The sequence below is a fragment of the Acidovorax sp. WCS2018Noco2-16 genome, from assembly GCF_031843945.1.
In the GTDB taxonomy this organism is placed as follows: domain Bacteria; phylum Pseudomonadota; class Gammaproteobacteria; order Burkholderiales; family Burkholderiaceae_C; genus Paracidovorax.
Genome location: NZ_JAVTJJ010000013.1, coordinates 1 through 12,580, shown reverse-complemented (window position 1 = coordinate 12,580; position 12,580 = coordinate 1). Strand labels below are relative to the sequence as shown.

Below are 12,580 nucleotides of genomic sequence, written 5' to 3'. Positions count from 1 at the left end.
TATGCATATCGACCTGAACAGCGACCTGGGAGAAAGCCTGGGCGCCTGGCACATGGGCGACGACGCCGCCATGCTGGGCATCGTCACCAGCGCCAACGTGGCCTGTGGCTTCCACGCGGGCGATGCGGCCGGCATTCTCGCCACGCTCAAGGCCGCCAAGGCCGAGGGCGTGGCCGTGGGCGCCCACGTGTCCTACCCCGACCTGGCCGGCTTCGGGCGCCGCAACATGGACGTGGCCAGTGCCGACCTGGTGGCTGACGTCATCTACCAGATCGGCGCGCTGCAGGGCCTGGCTACAGCCGCCGGCACGCGCGTGAGCTACGTGAAGCCGCATGGCGCGCTCTACAACACCATTGCCCACGACCCGCGCCAGGCACGCGACGTGATCACTGCCATGCGCGAGATCGACCCCGCGCTGGTGCTGGTGGCGTTGGCAGGTTCGCCCTTGATCGGCTGGGCGCAGGATGCGGGCCTGCGCGTGGTGGCAGAGGCCTTTGCGGACCGGGCGTACACGCCCCAGGGCGCGCTGGTATCGCGCCGGGAGCCTGGCGCCGTGCTGCACGACGCGCAGCACATTGCCGACCGCATGCTGCGCCTGGTGTGCGACGGCACGCTGGAGGCCATCGACGGCAGCACGGTGCGGATCCAGGCCGACTCCCTCTGTGTGCACGGCGACAGCCCCGGCGCGGTGGCAATCGGGCGGCAACTTCGGGCGCGCCTGGAGCAAGAGGGCGTCGCCATCACTGCCTTTGCTGGTTGATCGCCCGATGATGCGTTTTCTTCCCGTCAACCTCAATGCGCTGCTGGTGGAACTGGACGATCTGGACCAGACGCTGGCGCTGCTGGCCTCGCTGCGGCACGACCCCATCGCCGGCATCGACGAACTGGTGCCTGCCGCGCGCACCATCCTGGTCCAGTTCCGGCCCGCCGCCCAAAGCTTTGCCGCGCTGGTCGAGAAGATAGCGCTGCGCGACGTGAGCGCGGCTGCCCAGCGCAGCGACACACTGGTCGAGATCCCCGTGCATTACGACGGTGAAGACCTGGCCGAAGTGGCGCAGATGCTGGGCATCTCGCCCGAAGAAGTCGTGCGCCGCCACACCGGCAGCGAATACACCGTCGCCTTCACCGGCTTCGCGCCCGGTTTCGGCTACCTGGCGGGTGGCGACCCCAGCCTGGACGTGCCCCGCCGCACCACGCCCCGCACCCGCATTCCGGCCGGCGCCGTGGGCCTGGCCGGCACCTTCAGCGGCGTCTACCCGCAGGCCAGCCCGGGCGGCTGGCAGATCATCGGCACCACGCCCACGGCCATGTGGGATATCGACCGCGAGCCGCCCGCGCTGCTGCAGCCGGGCTGGCGGGTGCGCTTTGCTGATATTGCTATTAAAAGCATAGCTGCTAGCGCTTATCCAGCAAGCGCTAGAGGCCAAAAAGGCTTGAATGCTTTTGTGCAGGCGCCACCAGCAGGCTCCGCGCTGGAAGTGCTGGCGCCCGGCCTGCAGACGCTGTTCCAGGACCTGGGCCGGCACGGCCAGGCAGGGCAGGGTGTGTCCGCCTCCGGCGCCATGGACCAGTCTGCCTGCCGCGCCGCCAACCGGCTGGCGGGCAATGCCCCCGGCGCGGCCTGCCTGGAGACGGTGAACGGCGGCCTGCGCCTGAAAAGCCGGGGCGACGTGGTGGTCGCGGTCACCGGAGCGGAGGCGCCGCTCACGCTCACCAATGCCGCGGGCCACGCCTGGGCCGTCGGCCGCTACCAGCCACTGGCGCTTGCCGATGGCGACGTGCTGGCTTTTGGCGAACCCGTGGCAGGCACGCGCAGCTACATCGCCGTGCGCGGCGGCTATGCCGTCGAACCGGTGCTGGGCAGCTGCGCCACCGACACGCTCGCCAGCGTCGGCCCCGCGGCGCTGGCGGCCGGCGACGTGCTGGCCGTGCGGCCCACGCCGCGCGGCGCCATCGTCGGCACGCCCGAGGTGCCGCCGCAGGATCTGCCCACCGTGCATGAAGACGTGGTGCTCGACGTGGTGCTCGGCCCGCGAACCGACTGGTTCACGCCCGAGGCCGTGGAGCTGCTCAGCAGCCAGCGCTGGCAGGTCACGCCGCAATCGAACCGCGTGGGCATCCGCCTGGCCGGCGAGTCGCCGCTCACCCGCGCCGTAGCGGGCGAGCTGCCCAGCGAGGGCACTCCCACCGGCGCCATCCAGGTGCCGCCCAGCGGCCAGCCGGTGCTGTTTCTGGCGGACCACCCGCTGACCGGCGGCTATCCCGTCATCGGCTGCGTAGCCCCTTATCACCGGGACCGCGCGGGGCAGATTCCCGTCGGCGCCTGGATCCGTTTCCATCCCATCCGGGCGTTCGAGCCTGTGACACTGACTTGAATGCCATGAAAAAATTTTTGATCGCCAGCCAAGGCGAAAACGACCGCGCAGCGGGCGTTTCTACAGATTGCCGTGCCTGCGCAGCAGGCGACAGCGAGCTCGCCACCCCCATATTGGCTTGAGGCAAAAGGTGAAAGCTATGAAAAAAGTTCTGATTGCCAACCGGGGCGAGATCGCCGTCCGGATTGCCCGCGCCTGCGCCGACTACGGTGTGAAATCGGTCGCTGTCTACGCCAATGCTGACCTGGGCGCCTTGCACACCTGCATGGCTGATGAGGCCTACGGCCTGGACGGCGACCGTCCGGCCGACACCTATCTGAACGTGGCCAAGCTGCTGGCCGTTGCCCAGCGCAGCGGCGCAGATGCAGTGCACCCCGGTTACGGCTTTCTCTCGGAAAGCGCGGCCTTCGCCCAGGCGGTCATCGACGCCGGCATGGTCTGGATCGGCCCGTCGCCCGAGGCCATCGCCCGGCTGGGCGACAAGGTCGAGGCGCGCAAGATCGCCCTGAAGGTGGGCGCGCCGCTGGTGGCGGGCACGGAAGGTCCGGTGAACGACGCCAGCGAAGTGGTCGCCTTTGCCGAGCGCATCGGCCTGCCCATCATCATCAAGGCAGCATTCGGCGGCGGCGGTCGCGGCATGAAGATCGCCTGGCGCATGGACGAGGTGGAAGACCTCTACGCATCCGCCGTGCGCGAGGCCGTCACCGCGTTCGGTCGCGGCGAGTGCTTCGTCGAGCAGTTCCTCGACAAGCCCCGCCACATCGAAGCGCAGGTGCTGGCCGACCAGCACGGCACCGTGCGGGTGCTGGGCACGCGCGACTGTTCGTTGCAGCGCCGCAACCAGAAGCTGGTGGAAGAGGCCCCAGCGCCTTTTCTGACCGACGCGCAGCGTGAGCGCATTCACCAGGCCGCGCGCGACATTTGCGCCGAGGCCGGCTACAGCAGTGCGGGCACGGTGGAGTTTTTGCTGTCGGGCAGCGGCGCGTTGTCGTTCCTCGAAGTGAACACGCGCCTGCAGGTCGAACACCCGGTGACCGAGCAGACCACCGGCATCGACCTGGTGGTGGAGCAACTGCGCGTGGCCGACGGCCACCGGCTGGATGCCACCGACGTGCCCGCCCCGCTGGGCCACGCCATCGAATTCCGCATCAACGCCGAAGACGTCGGCCGCGGCTTTCTGCCCACGCCTGGCGCCATCACGCGCTTCGAGGTGCCCTCGGGTCCTGGCGTGCGGGTGGACTCGGGTGTGGCTGCAGGCTCGGTCGTTCCCGGCACCTTCGATTCACTCATGGCCAAGCTCATCGTCACCGGTGCCACGCGGGCCCAGGCACTGGCCAGGGCGCGGCGCGCGCTGCGTGAATTCCGCATCGAAGGCGTGGCCTCGGTGCTGCCGTTTCACCGCGCGGTCATCGAGCATGCCGATTTCGCGGCAGGAAATGAATACGGAGATGGCGCACAGGGCGGGGCCGAAGGCTTCAAGGTGCACACGCGCTGGATCGAAACCGAATTCGCCAACGACCTGGCTGCCGCCGTGCGCGCCGGGCCACAGCCCGACGGCACGCTGCTGCGCATGGAAGCGGAGATCGACGGCCGGCGCGTCACGCTGGGTTTGCCGGCCGGACTGCTGCGCGGTCTGCAGGCGCTGCCGGGTGGCGCGCAGGGCACATCATCGGGTGCTGTGGCCGCAGGGGCCCCAGACCCGGCCGCCGTGGCAGCACCCATTGCCGGCACGCTGCAGACCTGGAAGGTGGCGGACGGCGACACCGTGGCCGAAGGCGACGTGGTGGCCGTGATGGAAGCGATGAAGATGGAAATGCAGGTGACGGCCCACCGCGCAGGCCGCATCACGCTGCGGGCCGCAGCCGGCAGCCTGCAAGCTGCCGGGGCGAGCCTGGCCGAGATCGGCTAGAGCGCGATCCAAGCGCCGGGGTTGGCTGCGCCTTCGGGGCGCCAAGGGGTCTGAGCATGGCCGTTGCGCACCCAACTCTGACCTGGCGTGTGGCAGCCCGGCGCCATCATCGCTGTGTGTTGGGACGCATCCAGAGGCGCATCTTCCGCCGCTGGCATCCAACACCCCGGCCAGCCAACGCCAGTAAGCCTCGTTTCCAGGGCGTACGACGCAGGTATGCTGACCGGCTCGTACATTCCGCACGTCAGCCTGATCACTTGCCATTCAGGCGCAGCCAGAGTGCGAAAAAGCGCTGCACGTTCAAAAAAATTGAATAAATGCATCAACTTCATTGCAACTTTGCGACCGATCGCCGCTCTAGACTGCTGCGCTCACGTTGCGGGGCTGCTAAAGCTTGCGCGCAGATCTTTCCACCACCGACCCAGCCATGACCTCATCTCGCCCGGCCCGATATACCGCTACCGCCATCGCTTTGCATTGGTCGCTGGGCTTGGCCATCGTTGCCGTATTCGGGGTGGGTTACTACATGACCGGCCTGCCGTTCTCACCCCAGCGGCTGAAGCTGTACAACTGGCACAAGTGGGCCGGCGTGGCAATTTTGGCGCTTTCGATGGTGCGGCTGGCATGGCGCCTCACGCATCGGCCGCCGGCGCTGCCCGCTGCCATGAAGTCGGCCATGCCGCGCTGGCAGGAGGTGGCTCACCACGCCACGCACCACTCGCTCTATGCGCTCTTTTTCATCGTGCCGCTGGTGGGCTGGGCCTACAGCTCGGCGGCTGGTTTTCCCATTGTGTTTCTGGGGGTGCTGCCGCTGCCCAGCTTCGTGCCGGTCAGCCCTGAACTGGCAGAGGCCATCAAGCCCTGGCACGAGATCACCGCCTATGCGCTGGCTGCGCTGGTCGTGCTGCACGTGGCGGCCGCGCTCAAGCACCAGCTCATCGACCGCGACGGATTGCTCTCGCGCATGCTGCCCGGCCGTGGCTGAGCCCCTTTTTTTCTTCCATTCCGACGGAGCGATCCTATGAAGTATTCGACGACCCTGGCCAGCCTGGCGCTGGCATCCACCACATGGATGGCTGCCGTCCCCGCCTTTGCGCAACAGGCGCTGGTGCCCGCGCAAAGCGAGATTTTGTTCGTCAGCAAGCAGATGGGCGTGCCGGTGGAAGGCCGCTTCAAGAAGTTCGACGCGCAGGTCGCTTTCGACCCCGCCAAGCTGGCCACCAGCAAGATCGCCTTCACCGTCGATACCGGCAGCGCCACGCTGGGTGTGAAAGAGACCGATGCGGAGCTGCCCAAGCCCACCTGGTTCAACGTGCCCAAGTTTCCACAGGCTACCTTCCAGTCCACGGCCATCAAGTCCGTGGGCCCCGGCAAGTTCGAGGTGGCCGGCAAGCTGAGCATCAAGGGTGCGTCGCAGGACGTGACCGTGCCCGTCGCGCTGACGCAAAGCGGTGCCACGACCACCGCCACGGGCGCCTTCACCATCAAGCGCCTGGCGTTCAAGCTGGGCGAGAACGAATGGGCTGACACCTCCATGGTGGCCGACGACGTTCAGGTGAAGTTCAAGCTTGCTCTGACCGGCGTGGGCAAGCTCTGAGGGGCGGTTCCTCGTTTTTGTTTTCTCTGCCATTCCCTTTTGTTTTTCCCGTTTCTTTTCAACCAGGAGATCTCGACATGCGCAAATCCCTCTTCGCCCTCGCCGCTGTGGCCGCTACCCTTGCTGCCGGCGCCGTGCAGGCCCAGACGGCCACCTACGTCGTAGAGCCTACCCACACGTTCGCCACGTTCGAGATCAGCCACTTCGGTGCGGCTATGAACCGTGGCCGCTTCGACAAGAAGGAAGGCACGATTCAGCTGGACAAGACGGCCAAGACTGGCAAGGTGGAGCTGACCATCGACATCACCTCCGTCAACACCGGTGTGGCTCCGTTTGACAAGCACTTGCAAGGCGCCGACATCTTCGACGCGGCCAAATTCCCCACCGCCAAGTTTGTGGGTGACAAGTTCACGTTCGAAGGCGACAAGGTGGTGTCGGTTGCGGGCGATCTGACCATCAAGGGCAAGACCCAGCCAGTGACCTTCAAGGCCAACCAGTTCGCTTGCTACCAAAGCCCGATGCTCAAGCGCGAAGTGTGCGGCGGCGACTTTGAAACCACCATCGACCGTACCTTGTTCGACGCTGACTACGGCGTGAAATTCGGCATGACGAAGACCGTGCGCATCGTGGCGCAGATCGAGGCTGTGAAGCAGTAAGTCAGCCCGCCATTGCCGGCTCAGGCGCCTAACGCGGGCGCTTGACAGGCAAGCCGATACAGGCCGGCCCGCACTCTTTGTGTGGGGCCGGCCTTTTTCTTGGGCCGCTGCGGGCGTGGAGGGTTCAGTTCTGCTGCGGGCAGGCGCGGAAGGCCGGCAACTGTTCTGCCTGTGCGGTGAAGGCATTCAGTGCTGGATGCAGATCGGGCGGCACGGTGCCCGGCAGCACGAACTGCGTGAAGCTCCAGGCCACGGCGGCGATGAGCCCTCCGTGCGTGAGATCGCCCGCGTCGGACGCGGATGACGGGTGGGCCGCTATGTCGCCAGCCCGGCATTCCTCTCCATGCGCATCGACAAGAAAGACTGGCTGGTCCTGCAGGCGCTACAGATCGACGCGCGGCAAAGCCTGGCGGCGCTCGGAAAGCGCATCGGGTTGTCGCAGCCAGCCATGAGCGAGCGCGTTGCCAAGTTGCAGTCGGCCGGTGTGATCGAAGGCTACGGGCCATCGCCGAGCCGGCCGACCTAGAACGTGTTAGATGCACTGGCCTTGCACGGCGCCGTCACCACGTCGCTGGTGCTGTCCAGTCCGGTGAGCAAGAGCGCCACCATAGAAGCCCTGCACATGCCTGCGCATTAGGGCGTTCAGGCGGCCTTGGCGTGTTCCGTACGCCATGTGGCGTATTTGCGGTTGGCAGCCTGCTCCCCAGAATCGACTCCATCGCTTGAGGACTGGCCCGACCGGCCCGGCGACCCGAGTCCTTTCACCCCCTACGGAGCCGTATTCATGCAACGTCGTTTCACTCTCAAGGCCTTGTCCGCCGCCGCAGCACTGGCGGGCCTGTGCGTGCTGCCAGCCCATGCGCAGGACACCATCAAGGTGGGAGTGCTGCACAGCCTCTCGGGCACCATGGCGATTTCTGAAACCGTGTTGAAAGACACGGTGCTGATGGCCATTGACGAGATCAACGCAAAGGGCGGCGTGCTGGGCAAGAAGCTCGAACCCGTGGTGGTGGACCCGGCCTCCAACTGGCCGCTGTTCGCTGAAAAAACCAAGCAGCTGCTGGGCCAGGACAAGGTCTCGGTCATCTTCGGTTGCTGGACGTCGGTGAGCCGCAAGAGCGTGCTGCCGGTGGTCGAGGAAATGAACGGCCTGCTGTTCTACCCCGTGCAGTACGAGGGCGAAGAGCTGTCCAAGAACGTGTTCTACACCGGCGCTGCGCCCAACCAGCAGGCCATTCCTGCGGTCGACTACCTGATGAGCAAGGACGGCGGCAGTGCCAAGCGCTGGGTGCTGCTGGGCACCGACTACGTGTACCCGCGCACCACCAACAAGATCCTGCGCGCCTACCTGAAGTCCAAGGGCGTGAAGGATTCCGACATCGACGAGAAGTACACCCCCTTCGGCCACGCCGACTACCAGACCATCGTGGCGGACATCAAGAAGTTCAGCCAGGGCGGCAAGACGGCAGTGGTGTCCACCATCAACGGCGACTCCAACGTGCCCTTCTACAAAGAGCTGGGCAACGCCGGCCTGAAGGCCAAGGACGTGCCGGTCGTTGCCTTCAGCGTGGGCGAGGAAGAGCTGCGCGGCGTGGACACAAAACCTCTGGTTGGCCACCTGGCTGCCTGGAACTACTTCATGTCCATCAAGAACCCCACCAACACCGCCTTCATCAAGCAGTGGGGTGATTACGCCAAGGCCAAGAACATCGCCGGCCACAAGGACAAGCCCCTGACCAACGACCCGATGGAAGCCACCTACATCGGCATCCACATGTGGAAGCAGGCGGTTGAAAAGGCCAAGAGCACCGACGTGGACAAGGTCATCGCTGCCATGGCCGGCCAGACCTTCAAGGCCCCCAGCGGCATCGTGAGCAAGATGGACGAGAAGAATCACCATTTGCACAAGAGCGTGTTCATCGGCGAGATCAAGGCCGATGGCCAGTTCAACGTGGTGTGGAAGACACCCGGCCCGGTGAAGGCCAAGCCATGGTCTCCTTACATCGAAGGCAACGACAAGAAGAAGGACGAACCGGACGGCAAGTCGAAACTGTGACACCCCCCTGAGGCGCTTCGCGCCTTCACCCCCTCTCTCGAATCGCTGCGCGATTCGGGAGGGGGGACGCCGCCAGCGCGGCGGGGCGGCCCTTGCGCGGCGGCCCTGGTCTGGGCCCTGCGCGCTGCACAAGCCTGTTTTCTTCGACCTACCGGCCCCCTCATGTTTGCCTCATTCTTTTCTCGCCTGATCGCCTGTGTGCTGCTGTGCGCAGCCGCGCAGGCGCAAGCGCTCACGGCCGAGGCCGCGCGGGCCATGGCCGCGGGCGATACCGATGAGCGGATTGCCGCGCTGCAGGCGGCCATTGCCACGCCCGACGACGCCACCGTGGCCTTCATCCGCGCCATGGCCGATGACGCCGTCAAGGTCGCCGGCGACAAGGCCATCGTCACCAAGGACGACAAGGGGCTGGACCCCGTCACCGGCGCCGAGGTGCCGGTGCCAGACGATGCCGAAGACATCGTCAACAACAACCGCATGCGGGGAGAATTCGATGCCGCGCTGGCGTCGCTGCAGCTGATGTCGCCCGACGCGGCACAGCGGCGCGCTGCCATCGAGGCGCTGAAGGAAGAAACCGACGAGGCGCGCCTGCCGCTCGTCGAAAAGGCGCTGGCCCAGGAAAAAGACGCATCCCTGCAGGCACGCCTTGAAGCCATTCGCGCGCGCATCCTACTGGCCAGCAGCCACGCGGGCCGTCGCCTGGAGGCCGCGCAGTACCTGGCCAGCAGCGGCAACCCTGGCACGCGCACCGTGCTGCTGGAGCAACTGCGCACCGAGGCCGACCCCAAGGTCAAGGCCGCCATCCAGTCCGCGCTGACGGCGGTAGAAGGCCGCCTGCAGTGGGGCGAAAAGCTCGCCGCGCTGTTCTCGGGCATCAGCCTCGGCTCCATCCTGCTGCTGGTCGCCCTGGGGCTGGCCATCACCTACGGGCTGATGGGCGTGATCAACATGGCGCACGGCGAGTTGATGATGATCGGCGCCTACGCCACCTACGTCATGCAGGGCCTGTTCCAGAAGTACCTGCCCGGTGCCTTCGACTGGTACCTGGTGGCGGCGGTGCCGGTCGCGTTCATGGCGTCGGCACTGATCGGCGCGTTGCTGGAGCGCGGCGTGATCCGCTTTCTGTACGGCCGCCCGCTGGAGACACTGCTGGCCACCTGGGGCATCAGCCTGATGCTGCAGCAGCTGGTGCGCACCGTGTTCGGCGCGCAGAACGTGGGTGTGGAAAACCCGTCATGGATGAGCGGCGGCGTGCAGTTGATGGACAACCTGCAGCTGCCGTGGAACCGCGTGATCATCGTCGCCTTTGCTTTTGCGGTGCTGGCGGGCGTGGCGTTTCTCATCAGCCGGACGCGCTTGGGCCTGTTCGTGCGCGGCGTGACGCAGAACCGCCCCATTGCGTCATGCATGGGTGTGAACACGGCGCGTGTCGACACCTATGCCTTCGCGCTCGGCTCCGGCATCGCGGGCCTGGCGGGCTGCGCGTTGAGCCAGGTCGGCAATGTCGGCCCCGACCTGGGCCAGGGCTACATCGTCGATTCGTTCATGGTGGTGGTGCTGGGCGGCGTGGGCCAGCTGGCCGGTACCGTGTATGCGGCGCTGGGCCTGGGCGTGCTGAACAAATTCCTCGAAGGCTGGACGGGCGCCGTGCTGGCCAAGATCGCCGTGCTGGTGATCATCATCATCTTCATCCAGAAACGGCCGCAAGGCATCTTTGCCATGAAAGGCCGCAGTGCGGAAGCCTGACGCCATGCCAGCGAACCCCTCCCTCGTTTTACCGCAGCGCGCGCCGCTGCTCTCACGCGCCGGCTGGTCGGCCTTTCTGGTCGCTCTGCTGGTGGTGTGCGCCGTGGCGCCGGTGCTGAATCTGGCCGTGCCGGCCGGCAGCCCGCTGCACCTGTCCGACTATGCCGTGGCCCTGCTGGGCAAGATCATGTGCTATGCCATCTGCGCGCTGGCCATGGACTTGATCTGGGGCTACACCGGCATCCTGAGCCTGGGGCACGGCCTCTTTTTCGCTTTGGGCGGCTACGTGATGGGCATGTACCTCATGCGCCAGATCGGCCGCGATGGCAACTACCAAAGCGAGCTGCCCGACTTCATGGTGTTCCTCGACTGGAAAGAGCTGCCCTGGCACTGGGCGCTGTCCGACAGCTTCATCGCCACGCTGATCCTCATCGTCGCGGTGCCTGGCGCCATCGCCTTCGTGTTCGGCTACTTCGCCTTCCGCTCGCGCATCAAGGGCGTGTACTTTTCGATCATCACGCAGGCCATGACGTACGCGGCCATGCTGCTCTTTTTCCGCAACGAAACGGGCTTTGGCGGCAACAACGGCTTCACCGACTTCAAGCGCATCTTCGGCCAGCCCATCGCCACGCAGAACATGCGCATGCTGCTGTTCGTGCTGACCGGGCTGGCGCTGCTAGGCTTCTTTTTGATGGGCCGCTGGCTGGTGGCATCCAAGTTCGGCCGCGTGCTGCAGGCCGTGCGCGACGCGGAGACGCGCGTGATGTTCTCGGGCTATTCGCCGCTGCCCTACAAGCTCACCATCTGGACCATCAGCGCCATGATGTGCGGCGTGGCCGGCGCTTTGTACGTGCCGCAGGTCGGCATCATCAACCCCGGCGAGATGAGCGCCGCCAACTCCATCGAGATCGCCATCTGGGCGGCGGTGGGCGGCCGCGCCACGCTGATCGGGCCCATCGTCGGTGCGTTCATCGTCAACGGCGCCAAGAGCTGGCTGACCGTGGTGGCTCCTGAGTTCTGGCTGTACTTCCTCGGCGCACTGTTCATCGCCGTGACGCTGTTTTTGCCGAACGGCGTGGTGGGCCTGTTGCGCGGCCGCACGCGCAAGGGCCCCGAGGCCATGGCCGACAGTGTCAAGAAAGAAGAGGGCACTGCGCCATGACCCCCGATCTGATGGAAGAAGGCGTTCGCCGCGCCAGCCGTGCGCCAGAGCCCAGCGCCTTGGGCAAGACCGAATCGGGCGGCCGCGCAGCCGGCTTCTCGCGCGTGGCCACACCCGGCGAGGTGGACGTGACGCACGGCCGCATCCTGTATTTGGAAGACGTGCACGTCAGCTTCGACGGCTTCAAGGCCATCAACGGGCTGAACCTGGACATCGCGCCTGGCGAGCTGCGCTGCATCATCGGCCCGAATGGCGCGGGCAAGACCACGATGATGGACATCATCACCGGCAAGACCCGGCCCCAGCAGGGAACGGTCTTCTTCGGCAGCACCATCGATTTGCTGCGCCACAACGAGCCGCAGATCGCCAGCTTGGGCATCGGCCGGAAGTTCCAGAAGCCCACCGTGTTCGAACAGCTGACCGTGTTCGAGAACCTGGAGCTGGCGCTGAAAACCCACAAGGGCGTGACGTCGTCGATGTTTTTCCGGTTGGACTCGGTGCAGTCGGACCGTCTGGCGGAGGTGCTGCACACCATTCACCTGGCGGGCAGTGTGTCGCGCCTTGCCGGTAACCTGAGCCATGGGCAAAAGCAGTGGCTGGAGATTGGGATGCTGCTGATGCAGGACCCTAAGTTGCTGTTGCTCGACGAGCCTGTGGCTGGGATGACGGATGACGAGACTGCTCGTACCGCCGAGTTGTTTTTGACGCTGAAGGGCAAGCACTCTTTGATGGTGGTGGAGCACGACATGTCGTTCATTCGGACGATTTCAGAGAAGGTCACCGTGCTGTGTGATGGGGCTGTGTTGGCGGAGGGGACGTTGGATCAGGTGCAGGCGGATGAGCGGGTGATTGAGGTTTATCTGGGGCGGTGATGGATCGGTGCTGTATCGATTCTTGTGGTGGGTTTGTTTCCCGGGGCCGGGATGTGCTCCCGGCGGCGCACCTCCTTTCTTTTGCTTCGCCAAAAGAAAGTAGGCAAAGAAAAGGCGACCCGACTGTCTGCGACCCCTTTCGCCTGCGGCGAGCGGGGCAACCTGTGTCGGGCAGGGCGCGGGGTGCGCCGCGGAACTCACTGCGCG

12 protein-coding genes and 1 pseudogene are annotated in these 12,580 nt (G+C 65.8%); 12 read left to right on the top strand and 1 reads right to left on the bottom strand.

Annotation, left to right across the window (positions count from 1 at the left end; genetic code table 11):
- Window position 1 precedes the first annotated feature (1 nt).
- From RQI28_RS18310 to RQI28_RS18280, 7 genes are all read left to right on the top strand, one after another.
- The gene (locus tag RQI28_RS18310) at window positions 2–760 is read left to right on the top strand and encodes a 5-oxoprolinase subunit PxpA (RefSeq protein ID WP_311224125.1); all 759 of its coding nucleotides are present in this window, start codon (window positions 2–4) and stop codon (window positions 758–760) included.
- Between the two features lie 10 nt (window positions 761–770).
- Window positions 771–2,375, top strand: coding sequence for a 5-oxoprolinase subunit PxpB (pxpB, locus tag RQI28_RS18305; protein ID WP_311224126.1), 1,605 nt, complete (start codon window positions 771–773; stop codon window positions 2,373–2,375).
- On the top strand, window positions 2,372–2,497 hold the full coding sequence (locus RQI28_RS18300; protein ID WP_311224127.1) for a hypothetical protein: 126 nt from the start codon (window positions 2,372–2,374) through the stop codon (window positions 2,495–2,497). Before pxpB ends, RQI28_RS18300 begins: the two co-directional genes overlap by 4 nt.
- Before the next feature lie 17 nt (window positions 2,498–2,514).
- The gene (locus tag RQI28_RS18295; RefSeq protein WP_311224128.1) at window positions 2,515–4,284 is read left to right on the top strand and encodes a biotin carboxylase N-terminal domain-containing protein; all 1,770 of its coding nucleotides are present in this window, start codon (window positions 2,515–2,517) and stop codon (window positions 4,282–4,284) included.
- 427 nt (window positions 4,285–4,711) lie between these two features.
- Window positions 4,712–5,269, top strand: coding sequence for a cytochrome b (locus RQI28_RS18290; RefSeq protein ID WP_311224129.1), 558 nt, complete (start codon window positions 4,712–4,714; stop codon window positions 5,267–5,269).
- A 36-nt stretch (window positions 5,270–5,305) separates the two neighbouring features.
- Entirely contained in the window at window positions 5,306–5,881 is a 576-nt protein-coding gene (locus RQI28_RS18285; RefSeq protein ID WP_311224130.1) for a YceI family protein, read from the top strand.
- A gap of 77 nt (window positions 5,882–5,958) precedes the next feature.
- The gene (locus RQI28_RS18280) at window positions 5,959–6,537 is read left to right on the top strand and encodes a YceI family protein (protein WP_311224131.1); all 579 of its coding nucleotides are present in this window, start codon (window positions 5,959–5,961) and stop codon (window positions 6,535–6,537) included.
- 124 nt (window positions 6,538–6,661) lie between these two features.
- Here the strand turns inward: RQI28_RS18280 and RQI28_RS18275 are convergent, their stop codons facing one another.
- Window positions 6,662–6,790 carry a hypothetical protein gene (locus RQI28_RS18275; RefSeq protein ID WP_311224132.1) on the bottom strand — a complete coding sequence of 43 codons (129 nt, stop codon included), beginning with the start codon at window positions 6,788–6,790 and terminating at the stop codon, window positions 6,662–6,664.
- A 90-nt stretch (window positions 6,791–6,880) separates the two neighbouring features.
- Between RQI28_RS18275 and RQI28_RS18270 the strand changes: the two are divergent.
- The 5 genes and pseudogenes from RQI28_RS18270 (at window position 6,881) to urtD (ending at window position 12,373) form a co-directional block, all read left to right on the top strand.
- Window positions 6,881–7,174, top strand: a pseudogene (locus RQI28_RS18270) (Lrp/AsnC family transcriptional regulator).
- 147 nt (window positions 7,175–7,321) lie between these two features.
- The gene (urtA, locus tag RQI28_RS18265) at window positions 7,322–8,593 is read left to right on the top strand and encodes an urea ABC transporter substrate-binding protein (RefSeq protein ID WP_311224133.1); all 1,272 of its coding nucleotides are present in this window, start codon (window positions 7,322–7,324) and stop codon (window positions 8,591–8,593) included.
- 162 nt (window positions 8,594–8,755) lie between these two features.
- Window positions 8,756–10,339, top strand: a complete 1,584-nt coding sequence (gene urtB, locus RQI28_RS18260; RefSeq protein WP_311224134.1) for an urea ABC transporter permease subunit UrtB — start codon at window positions 8,756–8,758, stop codon at window positions 10,337–10,339.
- A gap of 4 nt (window positions 10,340–10,343) precedes the next feature.
- A complete protein-coding gene (gene urtC / locus RQI28_RS18255; protein WP_311224135.1) occupies window positions 10,344–11,501 on the top strand; it encodes an urea ABC transporter permease subunit UrtC in 1,158 nt (385 codons plus the stop codon).
- On the top strand, window positions 11,498–12,373 hold the full coding sequence (gene urtD / locus RQI28_RS18250; RefSeq protein WP_311224136.1) for an urea ABC transporter ATP-binding protein UrtD: 876 nt from the start codon (window positions 11,498–11,500) through the stop codon (window positions 12,371–12,373). The genes urtC and urtD overlap by 4 nt, the downstream gene beginning before the upstream one ends.
- The last annotated feature ends 207 nt before the right edge of the window (window positions 12,374–12,580 follow it).